Here is a 17,376-nt window from a genome sequence, read left to right on the forward strand (position 1 = left end):
AAGAAAGATAAGTTTACCAATTCATTCCCAACAATTAAATAATAATCCACCCCATTTGCTGGATATATTTTCAGAAGCCTGGTGCTCATGCACTGTTCTGAAATCTCTTCTGTAAACTGATGAACAGGGGGAAATCACGGTTTTCAGAGGTATCTGGCCAGTGTGATCGGGGGGACAGCGTGATATCGGTTCTGCATGTTGATGATGAATGTGGACTATTGGAAGCAGTAAAACTCTCACTAGAAGACACCGGAGCGTGTATTGTTGATACTGCCGAATCAGCAGAACTGGCAATTGAGATGTTCAGGTCACATCCATATGATGCAATCATTTCAGATTATGCAATGCCAGGTACGAATGGGATAGATCTCCTTAAACAGGTCAGAAAAGAGTTTGGAGATATTCCATTCATCCTTTATACAATCATTCCCCGTGAAGATGTTTTAATAGAGGCAATAAATTATGGCGTTACATTTTACCTACAGAAAGGAACGGAGCAGGGATTACAGACCGCAGAACTTGTACATGTCATCGATCAGGCAGTGACACGACGGATAACTGAACAGGCACTTTTAGAAAGTGAAAACCGATACAGGACAATTATCGAGAACATTATCGATGTATATTACAGGACAGATTCTGAAGGTACTCTTGTCTTCATAAGTCCATCCGTTCTTCCAATGCTTGGTTATAACTCATTGGATGAACTACTGGGAAGAAAAACTGGTGAGTTCTGGAAACACCCATCTGAACGTGATACTCTCATATCCATCCTTAAAGAGAAGAAGGAGATAAGAGATTATGAAGTGACCCTCCTCACCAAGACCGGAGATGATATTCAGGTCGCGGTAAGTTTAAGGATCTGTATTAATGAAAAGGGAGAATTTGATGGAGTAGAAGGGATAATAAGGGATATTTCTGAAAGAAAGAAGATTGAATATGAACTCATAACAAAGAATCTTGAACTCGAGAAAATAAACAGGGAACTTTCTGGAACTCTAGAAGAACTAACTTCAACCCAGACTGCACTGGCTGAACGTAATCAGGAGCTTCTTACCCGTGAAGCATCACAGAAGAGATCTGCTGCTGCACTGAAAAGGGCAAATAAACAACTCAACCTCCTCTCAAGTATAACAAGACATGATATTCTCAACCAGATAACAGCCCTGAACGGGTACCTTACTCTGATTAGAGATGAAATACGGGACGAAGAAGTTGCAAGGTACCTGGACAAACTTGAATCAGTTGCAGGTACTATCGAGACGCAGATAGCGTTCACCCGGGTGTATCAGGATCTTGGATCACAGGAACCACAGTGGCTTGATGTTAAAAACCTAATTCCTCATGTCACTCTTTCAGGACTAACAATCATTGAATCAAATCTTGATAATATACGGATTTTTGCAGATCCTATTGCAGGAAAAGTCTTTGAGAACCTCTTTGATAATACAATCAGGCACGGAGGGGACGTTAGCAGAATTGAAATAACTGCCCGCAAAGAATCCGGACATTTGATAATAACCTGGGAAGATAATGGAATCGGAATCCCTACTCCCGAAAAAGAACTTATATTTAATCGAGGATATGGAAAAAATACTGGCCTGGGTCTTTTTCTTGTACGGGAGATCCTCTTAATCACCGGGATAACGATAAGAGAGATCGGAACAGAGCAGAAAGGTGCCATATTTGAGATATCAGTTCCAGAAGGGGGATACGAAATAGAAAAGACAAAAGGAGATGCGTAGTGTATAAGGCAACATCCCCATTCCTCTAAAAACCATACAATTATGGTAAACCATCAAAGCATCAAAAAGAGGAACCGGAAAGGGAACAACGATAACACTCCGGTTCACTGATGAATTTCGCTAAATCAGTCTCTTTATCACTGTATTGAGACACAGATCCATATACTTCCTGTATACATGTCTCTGGAGTTTTTTTTATGAAGATAAGTAAGAAGTTCAGAGGGGGCTGACCTGAATGCAAATTACTACAGAAGAGATAATCCCATTACTCTTTTTTCTTATGCTCGTTTCTTCAGCTTTTGTAATGATATGCCTTGGACTTTATTCCAGAAGGTTTTCCGGAAATCCTGCTGTTCTCCCGTACCAGATTTTAATGTTCAGTGCTGCATACTGGGCACTGAACTATGCAATCGAACTATCTACAGTTGATCTTTCACTGAAGATCTTTATACAAGAGATTAGATTCGTTGTCATCGCATTCATCGGGGTACTTGATCTCTGGCTTGTCCTCTTGGTACTTGATAAAGCCGAATGGATCAAAGGATGGAAATGGAGATCTCTATTTGTCATTCCTGTTATCATTGTTTTAGCAGCCCTTACAAGCAGGTATCACACACTTTTTAGATACGACTACGGGATTGATCTTACCGGTCCACTTCCCACACTGACATTTTCAACCGGGCCCTTGTATTATGTTCATGTTGGCTACACCTACTTCCTTATAATAATTGGACTAGCACTTCTGCTCCTTACACGGGGAGAATCTCATAGAGTTTATCAAAAACAACGAATTCTCCTTTTTGGAGCTCTTGCATTTCCGATTGTCCTTGATATCATGTTCCAGTTTGGCTGGACTCCGGTTCATAGGGTGAATCCAACTCCTATTCTCTTCTGGATTGTCGGCATTTTCTACGTTATCGCCCTATTCAGATTCGGATTCCTTAATGTTGTCCCAATTGCACGAAGCAGGGTTATCGAAGAGATGGGTATGCCGATGATAACGCTTAGCACCGATTCACGGATTGCCGATCTGAACCCTGCAGCAGAAAAACTGCTCAGTGGTGATTCAACCCAGATTCGTATTGGACAGTACATTGCCTCTGCTGCTGCATCTTGGCCAGAATTTATCTTGTTTTGTTTCTCTTCAGAGAACAGAACAGAACTATCAAAGCAAGATGATACAGAGACCCGCATTTATGATGCAAGCATGGAGTTGCTTTATTCATCAGAAGGGATTCCTGAAGGTAGATTAATTCTATTAACTGATATTACTGCACAGAAAAAACTCGAAACTGAGATCAGAAAGAGTGAGGAGCGGTGGAGAAGCATCGTGGATGGTGCACCGTTTCCCATTGTTATCACCAGTATTTCAGATAACAAGATAATGTTTGTAAATCAGCGGACTATCAGGCAATTCAACCTCTCATACAGTGATCTCATTGGGAGGAATACTGAGGCCTTCTACACAGACCTGGGTACAAGAGAGCAGATTATTAAGACTCTCCAGGTTCAGGATGAAATAGATGATGCCGAAATGAAGATGCATGCAGGAGACGGGAGAGAATTCTGGGTATATGCATCAGTCAGAAAGATCCAGTACATGAACCAGGACGCATTTTTCATTTCATTTGCAGACTTCACTCTGCGAAAAAACCTGGAGGAAACTCTCAAAAGGAAAAACTGTGAACTTGAGATGGTCACTTTCTCGCTAACTGAGACGAATAAAAAACTCAATCTCCTCTCCTCCATCACCAGGCATGACATTCTGAACATGGTTCAGGTCATCTCTGCAATATCTGAGATTATTGCCGTTGAAAACCAGGAGCCCGGCTTTCAGAAACAAATCAGAATGATAGAAGATGCAGGAAAGACTATCCAGAACCTGATTGAATTCACGAGGGAATATGAAGATCTCGGGCAAAAAAATCCAATATGGCAGAATATCTCACAAACCCTGCAACGCGCCAGTATCACACTGATCTGCTCAGGCATAACCCTTATTACACCAGAAAAACCGGTTGAGATTTTAGCGGATCAAATGCTCTCCAAGGTTTTTTTCAATCTTATTGAAAACTCCATTCGTCATGGCAGAGGGATCTCAATCATTCGGGTTTCAACAGAATTAGAGGGGGATTTACTCAAGATCATCTATGAAGATGACGGAGTGGGTGTTTCTCAAGATGACAAACTTCTGATTTTCTCCAGAGGGTTTGGAAATCATTCGGGCCTTGGATTATTCTTTATTAAAGAAATCCTTGAGATCACCGGGATGACTATACGCGAAGAAGGAATACCCGGAGAAGGAGCCAGGTTTGTAATACGAGTTCCGGAGGGGAGATTCAGGTTTACCTGATCTCCTAACCATAACCTTCACTTCATCAGGAGAAGGATCTTTGGTACACATGACACAAAGCCAGAGGTATGTTGTAGCCTTTAATTCAAGTCCACGAAAAGATGGGAATACTTCCCGATTGATTCGGTATGCCCTGAGCAAGATCGAAGAGCAGGGCATCAGAACCGAACTTGTTCATATCGGGGGAAAGCAGATCCATGGATGCACTGCTTGTGGAAAATGCTGGGAGAACCTGGATCGTCATTGCGCATTGACGAAAGATGTGGTGAATGATTGTATCGATAAAATGATTGAGGCAGATGGGATCATCATCGGGTCGCCAACATACTTTTCAGATCTAACCCCCGAAGCAAAGGCCCTCATAGACAGGGCAGGATTTGTATCAATAGCCAATGGAGGACTTCTCACAAGAAAGGTTGGTGCGGGAATCGCGGCAGTCAGACGAGCAGGAGCGGTTGCAGCTCTTGATTCTATCAACCATCTCTTTGGAATATGTGATATGTTTACAGCCGGATCCACATACTGGAACCTGGGAATCGGGCTTGAGCCTGGAGATGTGGACAAAGACGAGGAGGGAATCAAAACCATGGAACGCCTTGGGGAAAATATCGCATGGTTTATCACACAACTCAAAAACTGAAAATCTCCACTTTTTTTGATTTTCTCCTACCCATGATCTTGTCACAAGTTACAGGATAAATAGAAAGGTTCGGAAATATTGAGATCTGTATTCTAATAAAACAGCAGATCTATGATGTACCGGTTTGATCTTTAAAAGACCAATACTCAAAACGTATGAGAGAAAGCCACCTGAAAAAAATGGGATTTCATTGAGGGAGAAGAAATGCCGTTCGAGAGAGCACTACTGATACCCGTTCCAGAAAGAAAAATCCGATTCATCTGATAAGAAGTGACATAAGGTACACTGATCAGAAAGTTAAGTTTAGTTTCCGAGCATTCATCCATAAGAGAGAATTGTTTCTATCGAACAGAAGGTACCATATCAACCCTCATTGGTGATCAAGTTAATAAAACAAATGTGAGTGATCATGAACAAACCAGAACCAACGGGATATACTACTAAATGTTCGTATCCAAGCCCCGTTCTCCTATTTGGCATGGTCATTACCGGGTTCATCATTGCGGCTATTGTAATGCTCGTTATCCCCTCTTCTGGACCAATGGATGCCATTACAGGATATAGCCCGGTAAATCTTACTCCAGATGAGAAACAGTGGATTGCTCACCACCCTGAGATCCTTGTATGCCCTGATCTGAACTACCCCCCATTTGAACAGATCACAAAATCTGATGACTATCTGGGAATATCTGCTGATCTACTCAGAGAGATTGCAAAAAATACAGGACTTCACATAAAGGTGTCTCATGAAAAAGACTGGGATTCATGCATCGCAAAGATCAAAAATGGATCTGTGGACATTCTTGGAGCGGTGTACATTTCAAGTCTCAGGGATGACTACCTCGTCTACTCAGAACCCTATTATCACTCACTCCTTCCCATCATCACCAGATCAGATGCGACAGATATGACCCTAGACCAGCTCAGAGGAAAAAGAGTTGCATCAGTTGGAGAATATACAACAAACCTGTTGCTCAGAGAACAATTTCCAGACATCACTATCGTCACCGTTCCTGATGTCAGATCCGGCCTTATGGCGGTATCTCTAGGGACTGCAGATGCATACTTTGGAGATTTAGCATCTGCAACATACTATGTCGAGTCTGAAGGAATAACAAACCTCCATGTTTCTGGATCGTATATCCCACAGAATACTACTGAGTTTCAATATGCCTTTGGAATCAGAAAAAATGCACCAGAACTACTCAGCATTGTAAATAAAGGGCTCAAATCAATACCACCTGAAAAACGTGAGGAGATATTCAGAAGATGGATATCTCCTGCACTTACAAAAAACCCGATTAATCCTGTGTTGATCCTGCTTACAATCGGGACACTGACTGCCCTCCTTCTTGTGACTGGAAGTGTAATCCTCTGGAACAGATCTCTTACCCGCATCGTGAGTGCGAAGACCTCTGATCTTGAACGTGAACTGGCTGATCACAAAAAAACCGCAGATACCCTGCTCATCACCAGATTCACGGTTGATCACAGTCAGGCCATGTTTCTCTGGATAGATAACAACAGAGTTATCCGTGACTTTAATGAGACCTTCTGCCAGGCTACTGGTTATTCACATGAAGAAATCACAAATATGCATTTATCAGTCCTGAATTCACGGCTTAATGATGACAGGATACATGAACTCATCATCAGAGTGAGAGATGAAGGGCGGATTAGGATAAAATCTGAAATTAAGACCAAATCAGGCAGTGACCTGCCAGTTGAGATCGTGCTTTGGTACTTTACCTTTGAAGGCAACGAATGGTTCTGCGCAGAGATGCAGAACATAACTGAAAGAATACAGTTTGAACTTGAGCGGGAGACTGTCATTGCCCAGATCCAGCGTAACCTTGCCGAACTCTCTGTTCTGAATGATGGGATCAGAAACCCGCTCACTGTCATCCTTGGAACAAATGAGATCTACAACAATGAGGGTACACCGGTGATTGAAGAGCAGGTTAAAAGGATTGATGCAATGATCAACCAACTTGATCACCGTTGGAATGAGTCTGAGAAGATCTTCAGGTACCTGAAAAATCATTATGGTGTCACAGTAAACCAGTCAAAAGAAAGTGATACAAAAACTCAGCAGGATTCAGAATTCACAGAGAACTCAGGTTAAGGTCCTGAAAGAATGGTGCTCACCACTCATTTCCTGAACATTCCGGAGAGCTCTTCAAGCGACCGGATTCTAAATATCTCATCAATATCAAGCCCTATCGTATAGGTAGGGAAGAGACCACCCATATGCATCCTGGTGATATCGTGAATCCGGGACTCTATTATCAAGGGGAGGACCATGGCAGCCAGTTCATCCCTACTGAATACTGCACCTGATTTTGAAGTTGGATTATTAAGCATCTCATCTGCTTCCTGGATTCTGATTAACTGATCAGAACAAAGCGTTCGTGCAATCCTCCTGCTGAGAGCACTCTGAAAGTACTGCATTAATATGAACTGGGATAAAAAGAGCAGTAGAATCCTGATATCTGCCCTGTCCTGAACAAGGACTGTGGCATCCACATACATACCAAGAGTAAATCCAGGCATCAGAATTGCAATAAGGAGAATAATGGTTGCACATGATGCAATGATCACCACCAGTATCCCGAAGACTGTAATCAACAGATATCGGATCCAGTGATCTGAAGTAATAAAAGAAAGTGACCGGGTGAAGAAAGAGAACTGGCGTTTGAGATAGGAGAGATCCAGATAAAAGATCAGAATCCCAAGGCACTGAATTATGATGAGCAGTGAGGTAAGGAGAGGAATGTTACCATTTGCACCAAGGGCTATCGCAAAGATGAGGGAGAGGCTGTATATCAAAACCATTCCTGATGTAAGTGGCATGATGCCAAGGAGAAAGAACCGGATGGCTAGTTGCAGTATTATTCTGCGGTTTTTTACGAGATGCAGATTTTTTAGCCAGGGGAGCAGGGGATCGCGGTCAGACCTGCTTTGAGTTGTCTTTCTAAAAAGCCCGGGGATAAGGATGACAGCCACCGGAATGAGAGGATAGATAAGATAAAAGTAGAGGCTTGCAAGGATCCACAGGACCATATAACTGCCGGGCCTGTCAACAAGACAGATGAGATTAAGAATCGCGGCCACAACGAGGGCGCCGTATCCAGCCGCATGAATGCGATCTGAATCTATCACTTTAAGAAGAGCCAGGAGTCGTGATTTCTCATCTGCAATGGCATTTTCCAGATATGCAGCCTCATCGCGGCAAGCCTCCTCCATCTGTTCATCTGTTGGCTGATAATCCATATATTCTTGCACAACAAGACCCCTGCGGCATATTAATACAATCTCTCGTCGATGGCTACCATACTGATGTATGTCGCCAATCGAAGATTTTCTGCACCCTCTCCATGAAGGGATCTGGGAGGTGGTGATCCCCAGGGATCAGGTGACAGAACCACTCGGACAAGGATGGGAACGATCACAGATCAACGTTCCGACACCGGGAACTATTGCCAGTTACCGGTGTGGACAATACCACCTGCATATGACAAAAACCGAATTCAGGGTTCATCTTGATCGGTATGATCCCAAGAAACATCCTATTCTTCATCTCATCGATGATGCACCTCTCCTGTTGATGATTTCAGAGACGTTCATAACGCTCATCTCTTTCACCAGGGAGTATTACCGGTCTGGCACCAGCGAAAAACTAAAAGAGCAAAATGCCATCCTTCGGCATCATTTATTACTAGGCCCACTTGTGATTTTTCTGGGCCTTATTTTTATTCTTATTCCGGATATGACCTTTCTTGGGATTACAACCTATCTCATCCCGGGAGTGGTTTTAATTTCAGGGGCTTTCACCCTTAGAAGTAGTCTCTCAGTCCGTCCATTCAGAGTGATAAATCGCAATGACCTCATAGGAGGTATCTGGATCATCGGGGCGGGGCTCATACTGAGTGCAATATCCCCTGTACTATGGGGGGGTGTTATCCTATTCATCCTTTCAGGATGGATGTTTGCCTCTTCAGTTATGCTCCTTCGGAGAGTAATAAAAGGAAGAAAAGCTGTTCCAGAGGGATTTGTTAGCAGAATGCTTATAGGAACAGTCTCTCTGGTTCTCGGAATTGCGAGCCTTATTGAACCGGCAGCAGTTCTTATGATCTTTATGGATGTTCTTGGTGCATTGACAATAGTTGTAGGAGGAATTATTACCCTCACAGGTGTCAGACTCAGAACGCTGATGCAACCGGTATAATTCAATTTTTCAAAAAAAAGGAATCAGAATACTCCATTATCTTCCAGTTGTCGCTCTATCATCTGAATCCGGGCTTCAATCTCATCGCTCATAAGGAGTTGCCCGGCCCTGATGAGATACTCTCTGGCTTTCATGAGATTATGTTCTTCAAGATAATTCTCAGCAATACCTGTAAGAAGTGAGATGATCACAGAGTCCGGGCCAATGGGAACGTTTCTGTCTGAGAGGATCTCTTTTCCATTGAGGTTAAAATATCCATAATCTAGATCTCCATTTTCTCCGGTGATGAGTTTGAGCTCCTCCCGACCATCATGTGACTCCTCCCAGGTCTCTGCCATCAGGTAGCAGGCTATGGCAGCCTCTTTATCTTCCTGTAATGATAAGAGGAATCCCTGATTTCTAAATGCAGCTGCAAGATCCTCTTTCATCCACGCTGTTTTGAATGACAATGCAAGAAGGGGGATTGCTTTGGCAATATTCCGGTGCCTCAACATGAGAGAGACCGTATCTCCCAGAATTCCTGCATGTACAGGACTCTGATGCCTGGCCTTATCAAGAACACTGAGTGCTTTCTCATCCTCTTTAATTCCTTTAAGATATTTTCCATATAAGTAAAGAATATCAGTCGGGAGATAGGGAAGCACAATTACATCAAGATCAGGTTTACATTCAGTTACGTACCATGTGTATTCGATCAGATCACGAAATGACCTGTATTCTTCTGATCTAGATTCAGGCCACTGACGTTCACCAAACGGTAGGAGAAATGGGAGAACAACTAAAGCCTGATCATATGATCTTACAGAAATGGTACTGGAGAGATCTTCGAGAATAGGTAAGAGAAATGGTTCAGGGTTCCTTGATTCCTCACAGAAATCAACAAATTCACTCGGAGAAGTTCGTGAGAGCAGGACCCTGCTGATTTCCCCGGCAATGAGGAGGTAGCAGGGGTGACCCTCATATCGCTGGCAGACTGTGAGCAGATATTTCGTGAGATCTCCCGAAGCAGAAGGAAGATTTGCCAGAATTCTTTGTATGGCATCTTCACATAATCCGGTGCTTATCATGCCTGCTCCGGTAGAAAATTTGAGAGATAATGTTCTCTCTCACAGGTCAGAAGATCTGATCTACCCGGTACGTGAGAACAAATCATCACCACTCCTGAATTCAAGGCCCGGGTGAGGATCAAAGCGTACAACCCCGACTACAGCTTTTCCAGCGACTGCTTTTTTTACTGCAGCCGTGCCCTCAATTCCAAAACCTCCACAGAGTTCAATCGCTCCAACCCCTTCATCAACGAGGCTTTTTGCGATCTTTTCAGCCATCTGATAGTTTGCAACACCGACTGTTGTCAGGATAACTTCAGGGGTGGTGATAACCGAACGATGTTTTACCGGATCTGCATCAGGTGCAACAAAGATGAATGCTGCCTTTAGTACCATAGTACCCTGATTGCACCGGCACCGAGATATAACAGTGGTAAAAAATTTTATAATTTTTTTTCTCTACTTGACTACCCACTTGAAACATTGACCCTTGCATCAGGTGTTATCGTTACTGTGAACTTAATAACAGATCCTGCTGATACCGTCTCCTGCTCCCCGGTATACTGGTTTGTTAATGTCTGCTTCGGATAATATGCATACAGGTAATTTCCCGGGGATTCGGGAAGTGGGATTGGGAAGGTCACTTGGAACATTTCTTCGGATTTTCCGGATAATGGGTATAGAAGGTCGTTGAGGGATTGATCTAAGTCCGTTCGTTTAAGAGTGACGGTTTCGGATCCACTTGTTCTGGCCTGTAGGTTTGCTGGCTCTAATACCAATGTAATCTGCGATTCAGAAGATTCAGGAGCAAGGTTTGACAGGGTGATTGTGATATCACTGGTCTTTCCTGGAGCTGCATCATCTGAAATCGATGCATCTTCAATATTCAGGCTCATAGGTGGTGAAATGAATGGAGGGGGGTAATAAGTCAGTGTAGGTGTAGGGGTTGCTGTAGCAGTTACTGTGGGGATCACTGTAATGGTTGGAACAACTGTAACTGTGGGAGTCGGGGTAGGGGTGATATTAACAGTCTCGTTTGGAGTAGGAGTTACAGTAACTGAAGGCGTGGCTGTTGGAGTGGATGTCACGTCTCCTGCTGTAACATTGCTGACTAATGAGGCTTTTTGTAACAGGGAAGAGGATGAGGTGAGGGTGATTAGTGTACCATTAGACAGAGGAGTTGTTGATATCTGTCCGCTTGAACTGCTTAAAGGGACGATGTTCTCTGTTTCTGTGGGAGATACCACAGGGTATAAGGTAGGTTCAGGAATTTCCGAAGTAGGAGATTCTGTCGGTTTCACATTCGTATTCTGGATAAGATTATTTAGTAAATCAGTAGTGGCAACAATGGGCTCTGAGGATGTAGGTACCGGAGTATCAACTGGATCCTGCACCGGGACAGATTGAGGAGCGGGAGTCGGAGTAGGTGTTGTCGTAATACTTTCAGATGGTACCAGTGTTTCGTTATCACCCCATACCGGTACCTGAAATAACAATACGAGAGAGATGATACAAGGGGTCAATATCTTATAATTAATCTGCATGGTTTCACGATTTTTTAGTAGTTTTCGACACCAAATTGCAGTAAGAAGAATCATTCTCGATATGGAAAAAGAAGTAAAAAGGGAGAACAAAGGTGACTGTTCTGATACAATCACCAGGTTCAGGCTTCAGTTTCTTCACCACGATCACAGAAGGAATCTTCATCCAGGTCGCTGTATAATGGGCAACCCGGACAGCTGCAATGGAACCCTTTTGGACAGGTCCCGGAGAGAGAGTCAGCTTGTGCCTGAGTGTCCTCGTCAATCAGGGTTGTGGCACCTGATTCGCTGATACTGTCCTTCTTTGATGAAGAAGTGGCGGCAATAGTGGGATCCTGACACCCGTCTTTGGTATCTGCTGCAGTAACATTGCCAATGATACCTACAGCAAAACTGAGCAGACAGAAGATTTGCAGGATGATGAGAATTCTATTATGATTCATATACCGTTCCTACGATACCGTGCTCGTGATTATCCGTTTCATTCGTGCTTTAAACTGAACCACATGAAGCAGAGCACACACTGCCATCAATATTCCTGACCAATCATGGAGGTCAGTAATGAGGGCTATGGGAACCTGACGATAGGTAAACCCAAGTGTGGTCAATAGACCTGGCCATTTTATTATTCCAGTAATAACACAGATCACCGTTGAAACGAGGAGAATCAGTGTTGTTATATTGATGAGTGTTTTTCGCTTCATAATCCACAAGATACCGGATAATCAGAGCCGGTATGCGATACCAGTTCTCTGATTACAGGAAATATAAGCAGCCAGGATATCCCAGGTTAGATCCCCCCTCTCACAGGTTCAATGTTTTACCGAATCAAAACAAGAATGACACAGGTTGATAGGAAGAGACAACCACATGGTTGGAGAAATAGATCAAACAGTTGGATCTTCTTTTTGAGATATCAAACAGAGTCGAAGCATGGATCTTCGAAAGAACAAACATATCAGACAGTTGTGTAGTTTGCTTCAGGTCTCCACATTTTTATCACTTTCACTTATTCTGATCCTGTCAGGAGTGGGCATATGTGCTGCTGATACTACTTCATATGACTGGAACAATCAGGGTGAATCATATTACAGCAGCGGAGATTATGATGATGCCATTACGGCATTCATGAACGCAGTTACTGTAAACCCGAATAATGCAGAGGCGTGGAATAATCTTGGTAATGCATATGAGCAGGTGGGCAGATATGAGGATGCCGTGCTTGCATATCAAAGGGCGGTTGCAATTAATCCCCGTTTTACTGAAGCATGGAATAATCTTGGCAATGTCTACGAAAAACTGGGAAGATATGAGGAAGCACGTGATGCATATCAAAGGGCTACATCAATTTCTTCAGATATATCAAGGGTTCCACCAATGAACCAGTTCCCACCCAATGGTCAACCAGGTCAGTATCCGGGAAACCAACCTGCCGGACCACAAATGCCAGGGATGAATCCGGGTCCACAGCCTGGAAGATGAGTCATCCAATTACAACATCTGAAGTTTCCGTTAAAAAAACACCGGGCGATTATGGTAAGAAGGAAGGACCCTTTGGGTCCTTTGAATAAAAACAGATTTAAAAAATCCTTCTTTCAAATAAATTATGATGAACCCGGAGCTCCGCAGACTACTGGTAATGCATCAGCTATCTCTTGCAGCATCTCTGCCGGAATCCCCATGACCATCTCTCCTTCTTCAATTCCGGAGTACTTCCGTGACCCATCGCATCCCAGCGAAAAATTAATTTTTCCGGTCAGATACACCTGGGCTGAAGCATCTGCGCATACAGACTGAATCCCGGCGAAGTTGCACGTAATTCTACCTCCAATCCGGTACAGGTTGCTTTGTGCAAGTTTCAGCATTGCTTTTGGTTTGGTGACCAGAAGAACGATGGTGGGATCAAACGGGACTTTTTCAAGCGGTGCATAGGCCATGCCGTAAGTTGCATTAGATTCAACGTGAGGGATATTGAGAATCGTCCGTTTACACGCTGCCCAGCTGTCATATTTCCCAAGTTTGTAGTAAAACTCTCCACTCTTCAGGGTAGGGGTTATCTCACGTAATCCAAGAGCCCACGACCCCCCCATACAGGCATGATTCTCACTGAGAGTGTAAAAAGTTCTACCTTCTTTTCGAGCCAGGTTCACCATCTGACAGTGGGTTATTTTCTCTTCAAGAGCAGGGACACCTTCAGGGAGATGCTCTTTCCCAGTGATGAATTTGATGGCAACCGGAGAACCTTCGAGGTGAAGGAGTTCTTTCATAATCCTGGATATTTCAGGATAATCTATCTTGGTTCGTATGGCATCCTGCATGATGATCTACCTTGGAAACAATAGGACCATCTACCATAAAGAGTTTGAGGATGGTCATTTCAATTGTGAATTTTGAGGAGAAACCATGTTATTCCGGGTTACCCGGACCCGGAACAAGCAGTGACTGTGCCCATACCCTGTTTGCCCAAAGGGCGCATCCACCCCCCGATTCTGAAAGCATATGATGATTAACCCTGATTTTTGCAAGGAGATCGGATTTGAGAGCTTCACGTAACGGAATCTTTGTAACATTCACATCAGAGATCGGAGCAGCAGGACAGGGCTCAAGATCACCGGAAGGGCTAATATGGACAAAACCTCTTCCCGCAGAGAGACAGCCTCCAAATGCTTCTTCATCACCGGGAAAACCAATGACAAGAACGGGGTACTGATCAGAAAACCTGGAGAGAATATTGTTCAATGAATTGTGTTGGTCTTGAGAAAGAACCAGGTCAGATGTTCCTTCCCCAATGGGAACATACTCCACATACGTGATCAACCGACATCCACACGAGATCATATCTTCAACAAACCTGTCACTCGTGACTTCTGTAAAATTTTTACTGCTTACAGTAACAGAACATCCAAAAAAATTGCCATTCTGGCGAAGTAATGAGAAAGATCGTATGGCAGCCTCATATACACCGTCTGCTCTTCTTGAATCTGTTGCCTCCCGGTCGCCTTCGATACTCAGGATAGGAACGATATTTTTATATTTCCCTATTTTTGTCGCAAGAGTGTCATCAATAAGAAGCCCGTTTGTATATATGGCAAAGGTCATGAGGGGAAACTCTCTGGCCAGCATCAGGATATCATCTTTCCTTACCAGTGGTTCTCCTCCTGCTAATACCAGAAACGAGACGCCGAGATCGACACACTGGGAGATCAGGTTCCTGATTTCATCAGAACTCATTTCCGGTTCCATGACCGGATGCAGGGATCTCATATAGCACCCATGACAGGCAAGATTGCACTGGTGGGTCAGGCTGAGCATGACTACTGCCGGAACCTGCACGCCTTCCGCAGCCAACATCTCACGCTTTCTAGCCGCCTTTTTTTGTGCTGATAATAGCCGTGTTGCAGTCAGAAGGAGAGAGGGATCAGCCCCAACAATGCTGACCACTTTTCTGATATTTGCGGTGATACTCTGCGAAAGAATATGTGTGTAGAACCCTGGCAGCCAGTCAGGATCATGACCGGAGGCAGAACCGGTCACCGGGGTCGAGTACTGGATCTGCTGACTACTCATGTATCAGTTCCTTTTGTCTGCGTATATCTGCAGGAGTGACTGACGGGTGGTGATACCGTCCTCTTCCTTCTGTTCCAAGCATCATTTTCAGATTGATTGCCTGAACGGGGCAGTAATTTAGACAGGCACAACAGAGTTCACACCGGTCGGCATACACAGGCAGTTTGTCATTGAGGGTAATGTTACCGGATGGACAGACAGATACACAGGTCCCACAGGAAGTACAGGCATCAGATACGGAAAATTTCTCTCCAGCATTGTGAACATTTTTCGCAAATGGTTCATAGAGCAGGAATTGAAGAAGGGATGACAATGGAGCAATTCCCGGGCGCTTTTCTTGATTGTTTCTGATTTCTTCAGCTATCAGGGAACAATCTTTTTCTGCTTTCGTAAGAATGGACCGCTGTTTTTCACCGGTAGGAGGTGAACTGATTGGAGGAAAGTTTGCAGGCATCTTTACCATAAACCCTGCATTAATCCCTCTGCCATTGCGAGACTTCACAGCATGATCAATCGTCTTAAGGGCGGATGCACCGGTTCCCCCAAGGGTCAGAACTGCAAAGAGATACGAATCTGCGAAGATGGAAAGCCCATGCAGGAATTCCCGGACCATGACCGGGATGCCCATGTCATACACAGGGCAGCATATCCCGATCCGACCTTCAGGCACAGTGGTATCCTTCTTCTCATTCATCAGGGCAGCAATTGGAACAAGATCAGTATCTCCAAGAATTGTGGCAATGTTCTTTGCAACAACCAGGGAATTTCCGGTTCCAGTGAAATAATAGATCGTCGTCTTCATGCTATTCCATCGACAGAACGAATTTTTTCGATAAGAGGGGTAATTGCTTGATCGCTAATTACAGCGTGCTTGTCAAGAATTCCTTCTCCAACAGGGATCAGCCCTGCATCAGTGACACGTGATCTCAGCAGAGTAATAGCCTGTTCACCACTTTTCGCATCATTACAGGTAACAATCAGAAACACTCGTTTTCCATCTTCTCCAGATAGTGCCTTGAGTGCCCCATTCATGACAGGGGTGGGCTTTCCTGCCCAAACAGGGCATGCGAGAACCACAAGGTCTGCATCGTCAAGGGCGATTGAAGCAGGGGTGACTAAATCTGCTGTGCCTGTCAATGCACGATAGCATCCTTTCGTTACTGCTGAAAGAGTAGAATACTGCTGATTCGGGACGACTTCGATAAGATCTCCTCCAATCTTGTGGTGAATCTTCTCTACTATTATCCTGGTTTTTCCTGAATGTGAATGATAGATGACAGTGATCTTCATGATGGTCAGTCTCTCTTTTTGTATGAGTTCTTTCTGGTTGGATCAATTTCGTTACGGTTTATGTCTGATATGCCTCGATGATCATCCTGATCAGTTCCATTACATGATGTGAATCCTCTGTTTCACGCCGGGAAAATGCTGCCTCCCCCGCAACAACAACTCCTTTTTCTTCCAGATTTTTCTTGAGTATCGGAAGACAATGACCAGGATTACTGCTGTACGTGGTGCACACAAACGCCTTCTTTCCTGCACATCCGATTAATCCTGAAACTAGGGAGTTTGCAGCAGGAGCAGGTTTCCATGCCCACACAGGGGTTGCAATCACCAGGAGGTCATACGCAGATACATCGATGGTATCAGGTGTAACCTGATCCTTCTCTTCATTGCGGGAGCGAAGACATCCGGTTGTGAACGCAGTGAAAGACCTGTATTTTTTCAAAGTGTGAATTTCAATGAGATCCCCACCGCATACTTCCTGAACCTTCTCCATCAGACCCCGGGTAATCCCGGAATAGGAGTAATAAATGATAGCGATGTTAAGAGGACCTTCGGGAATTTTTTCTCTTACTAACTGCTGGTTACATCGTGAGAGCACGATGGAACGCACCTGTTCGAATTGCCCTGCTATCTGAACCATGCGGGCACGATTCAGGGTAAAATTTACGTGAAAACCCACACGTTCCGACTCAACAAGCCCATCTGATTTGAGCAGTTTGAGATGTTGTGAAACGGCAGGTTGAGATATACCTACGCGTGCAGCCAGGTCAGATACACCTAATGTTCCGGTTGTATCTGTCGCCAGATGAAAGAGGATACGAAGCCGGTTTGCATCGCTCAGGACTTTGAATGCCTCTGCAAGATCTCGAACCTGTGGACATTCATCAGGAGCGTTGTCTTCAGGAACTTCTGCTGCCATGAAGTGTATAACTAATTACTTATAGTCTTATAACAAATTTCTGTATGGTG

At 44.1% G+C, this 17,376-nt stretch carries 17 protein-coding genes; 6 read left to right on the top strand and 11 right to left on the bottom strand.

The genetic code is table 11. The annotated features are described in order from the left end of the window. The first annotated feature begins 119 nt into the window (after positions 1 to 119). From DK846_RS08840 to DK846_RS08855, 4 genes are all read left to right on the top strand, one after another. Positions 120 to 1,745 (top strand): hybrid sensor histidine kinase/response regulator, encoded by a 1,626-nt coding sequence (locus DK846_RS08840; RefSeq protein WP_109968577.1) that lies wholly within the window; start codon positions 120 to 122, stop codon positions 1,743 to 1,745. Between the two features lie 235 nt (positions 1,746 to 1,980). Next, positions 1,981 to 4,098, top strand: coding sequence for a histidine kinase N-terminal 7TM domain-containing protein (locus DK846_RS08845; protein ID WP_109968578.1), 2,118 nt, complete (start codon positions 1,981 to 1,983; stop codon positions 4,096 to 4,098). Between the two features lie 49 nt (positions 4,099 to 4,147). After that, positions 4,148 to 4,738: a flavodoxin family protein gene (locus DK846_RS08850; protein ID WP_109968579.1), complete on the top strand. Its 591-nt coding sequence runs from the start codon at positions 4,148 to 4,150 to the stop codon at positions 4,736 to 4,738. A gap of 409 nt (positions 4,739 to 5,147) precedes the next feature. After that, positions 5,148 to 6,863 carry a transporter substrate-binding domain-containing protein gene (locus DK846_RS08855; RefSeq protein ID WP_109968580.1) on the top strand — a complete coding sequence of 572 codons (1,716 nt, stop codon included), beginning with the start codon at positions 5,148 to 5,150 and terminating at the stop codon, positions 6,861 to 6,863. Positions 6,864 to 6,889: 26 nt separating this feature from the next. Here DK846_RS08855 and DK846_RS08860 read toward each other — a convergent pair whose 3' ends face one another. After that, entirely contained in the window at positions 6,890 to 8,011 is a 1,122-nt protein-coding gene (locus DK846_RS08860; RefSeq protein ID WP_109968581.1) for a hypothetical protein, read from the bottom strand. 70 nt (positions 8,012 to 8,081) lie between these two features. Between DK846_RS08860 and DK846_RS08865 the strand changes: the two genes are divergently transcribed. After that, positions 8,082 to 8,966 (top strand): hypothetical protein, encoded by an 885-nt coding sequence (locus DK846_RS08865; RefSeq protein ID WP_109968582.1) that lies wholly within the window; start codon positions 8,082 to 8,084, stop codon positions 8,964 to 8,966. A gap of 23 nt (positions 8,967 to 8,989) precedes the next feature. Here the strand turns inward: DK846_RS08865 and DK846_RS08870 are convergent, their stop codons facing one another. From DK846_RS08870 to DK846_RS08895, 5 genes are all read right to left on the bottom strand, one after another. Beyond that, the gene (locus DK846_RS08870) at positions 8,990 to 10,033 is read right to left on the bottom strand and encodes a hypothetical protein (RefSeq protein WP_109968583.1); all 1,044 of its coding nucleotides are present in this window, start codon (positions 10,031 to 10,033) and stop codon (positions 8,990 to 8,992) included. 60 nt (positions 10,034 to 10,093) lie between these two features. Next, the gene (locus DK846_RS08875; RefSeq protein WP_109968584.1) at positions 10,094 to 10,408 is read right to left on the bottom strand and encodes a DUF6506 family protein; all 315 of its coding nucleotides are present in this window, start codon (positions 10,406 to 10,408) and stop codon (positions 10,094 to 10,096) included. A 71-nt stretch (positions 10,409 to 10,479) separates the two neighbouring features. After that, positions 10,480 to 11,556 carry a hypothetical protein gene (locus DK846_RS17465; RefSeq protein WP_146201189.1) on the bottom strand — a complete coding sequence of 359 codons (1,077 nt, stop codon included), beginning with the start codon at positions 11,554 to 11,556 and terminating at the stop codon, positions 10,480 to 10,482. A gap of 119 nt (positions 11,557 to 11,675) precedes the next feature. After that, positions 11,676 to 11,996, bottom strand: a complete 321-nt coding sequence (locus DK846_RS08890; RefSeq protein WP_109968587.1) for a hypothetical protein — start codon at positions 11,994 to 11,996, stop codon at positions 11,676 to 11,678. A gap of 9 nt (positions 11,997 to 12,005) precedes the next feature. Next, positions 12,006 to 12,257 carry a DUF4405 domain-containing protein gene (locus DK846_RS08895; RefSeq protein WP_109968588.1) on the bottom strand — a complete coding sequence of 84 codons (252 nt, stop codon included), beginning with the start codon at positions 12,255 to 12,257 and terminating at the stop codon, positions 12,006 to 12,008. 229 nt (positions 12,258 to 12,486) lie between these two features. Here DK846_RS08895 and DK846_RS08900 point away from each other — a divergent pair, with 229 nt between their 5' ends. Beyond that, positions 12,487 to 13,035: a tetratricopeptide repeat protein gene (locus tag DK846_RS08900; RefSeq protein ID WP_109968589.1), complete on the top strand. Its 549-nt coding sequence runs from the start codon at positions 12,487 to 12,489 to the stop codon at positions 13,033 to 13,035. A gap of 122 nt (positions 13,036 to 13,157) precedes the next feature. On the opposite strand, the gene DK846_RS08905 is transcribed toward DK846_RS08900, so the two are convergent. The 5 genes from DK846_RS08905 to DK846_RS08925 form a co-directional block, all read right to left on the bottom strand. Then, a complete protein-coding gene (locus DK846_RS08905) occupies positions 13,158 to 13,871 on the bottom strand; it encodes a DUF169 domain-containing protein (protein ID WP_109968590.1) in 714 nt (237 codons plus the stop codon). Positions 13,872 to 13,959: 88 nt separating this feature from the next. After that, positions 13,960 to 15,120, bottom strand: coding sequence for a radical SAM protein (locus DK846_RS08910; RefSeq protein ID WP_109968591.1), 1,161 nt, complete (start codon positions 15,118 to 15,120; stop codon positions 13,960 to 13,962). Beyond that, a complete protein-coding gene (locus DK846_RS08915) occupies positions 15,113 to 15,922 on the bottom strand; it encodes an EFR1 family ferrodoxin (RefSeq protein ID WP_109968592.1) in 810 nt (269 codons plus the stop codon). Before DK846_RS08915 ends, DK846_RS08910 begins: the two co-directional genes overlap by 8 nt. Next, positions 15,919 to 16,410: a flavodoxin family protein gene (locus DK846_RS08920; RefSeq protein WP_109968593.1), complete on the bottom strand. Its 492-nt coding sequence runs from the start codon at positions 16,408 to 16,410 to the stop codon at positions 15,919 to 15,921. Before DK846_RS08920 ends, DK846_RS08915 begins: the two co-directional genes overlap by 4 nt. Before the next feature lie 58 nt (positions 16,411 to 16,468). Next, entirely contained in the window at positions 16,469 to 17,326 is an 858-nt protein-coding gene (locus DK846_RS08925; RefSeq protein ID WP_109968594.1) for a metalloregulator ArsR/SmtB family transcription factor, read from the bottom strand. Positions 17,327 to 17,376 lie beyond the last annotated feature (50 nt).

Origin of the sequence: Methanospirillum lacunae, from assembly GCF_003173355.1 — an archaeon.
Lineage (GTDB): Archaea > Halobacteriota > Methanomicrobia > Methanomicrobiales > Methanospirillaceae > Methanospirillum > Methanospirillum lacunae.

What these genes read in the sequence shown, in the direction of transcription:
- DK846_RS08850 (WP_109968579.1), top strand. Translation starts at nt 4,148, where the DNA reads ATGACACAAAGCCAGAGGTATGTTGTAGCCTTTAATTCAAGTCCACGA.
- DK846_RS08920 (WP_109968593.1), bottom strand. Translation starts at nt 16,410, where the DNA reads ATGAAGATCACTGTCATCTATCATTCACATTCAGGAAAAACCAGGATA.
- DK846_RS08875 (WP_109968584.1), bottom strand. Translation starts at nt 10,408, where the DNA reads ATGGTACTAAAGGCAGCATTCATCTTTGTTGCACCTGATGCAGATCCG.
- DK846_RS08910 (WP_109968591.1), bottom strand. Translation starts at nt 15,120, where the DNA reads ATGAGTAGTCAGCAGATCCAGTACTCGACCCCGGTGACCGGTTCTGCC.
- DK846_RS08865 (WP_109968582.1), top strand. Translation starts at nt 8,082, where the DNA reads ATGTCGCCAATCGAAGATTTTCTGCACCCTCTCCATGAAGGGATCTGG.
- DK846_RS08895 (WP_109968588.1), bottom strand. Translation starts at nt 12,257, where the DNA reads ATGAAGCGAAAAACACTCATCAATATAACAACACTGATTCTCCTCGTT.
- DK846_RS08845 (WP_109968578.1), top strand. Translation starts at nt 1,981, where the DNA reads ATGCAAATTACTACAGAAGAGATAATCCCATTACTCTTTTTTCTTATG.
- DK846_RS08870 (WP_109968583.1), bottom strand. Translation starts at nt 10,033, where the DNA reads ATGATAAGCACCGGATTATGTGAAGATGCCATACAAAGAATTCTGGCA.
- DK846_RS17465 (WP_146201189.1), bottom strand. Translation starts at nt 11,556, where the DNA reads ATGCAGATTAATTATAAGATATTGACCCCTTGTATCATCTCTCTCGTA.
- DK846_RS08915 (WP_109968592.1), bottom strand. Translation starts at nt 15,922, where the DNA reads ATGAAGACGACGATCTATTATTTCACTGGAACCGGAAATTCCCTGGTT.
- DK846_RS08890 (WP_109968587.1), bottom strand. Translation starts at nt 11,996, where the DNA reads ATGAATCATAATAGAATTCTCATCATCCTGCAAATCTTCTGTCTGCTC.
- DK846_RS08855 (WP_109968580.1), top strand. Translation starts at nt 5,148, where the DNA reads ATGAACAAACCAGAACCAACGGGATATACTACTAAATGTTCGTATCCA.
- DK846_RS08905 (WP_109968590.1), bottom strand. Translation starts at nt 13,871, where the DNA reads ATGCAGGATGCCATACGAACCAAGATAGATTATCCTGAAATATCCAGG.
- DK846_RS08860 (WP_109968581.1), bottom strand. Translation starts at nt 8,011, where the DNA reads ATGGATTATCAGCCAACAGATGAACAGATGGAGGAGGCTTGCCGCGAT.
- DK846_RS08840 (WP_109968577.1), top strand. Translation starts at nt 120, where the DNA reads ATGAACAGGGGGAAATCACGGTTTTCAGAGGTATCTGGCCAGTGTGAT.
- DK846_RS08900 (WP_109968589.1), top strand. Translation starts at nt 12,487, where the DNA reads ATGGATCTTCGAAAGAACAAACATATCAGACAGTTGTGTAGTTTGCTT.
- DK846_RS08925 (WP_109968594.1), bottom strand. Translation starts at nt 17,326, where the DNA reads ATGGCAGCAGAAGTTCCTGAAGACAACGCTCCTGATGAATGTCCACAG.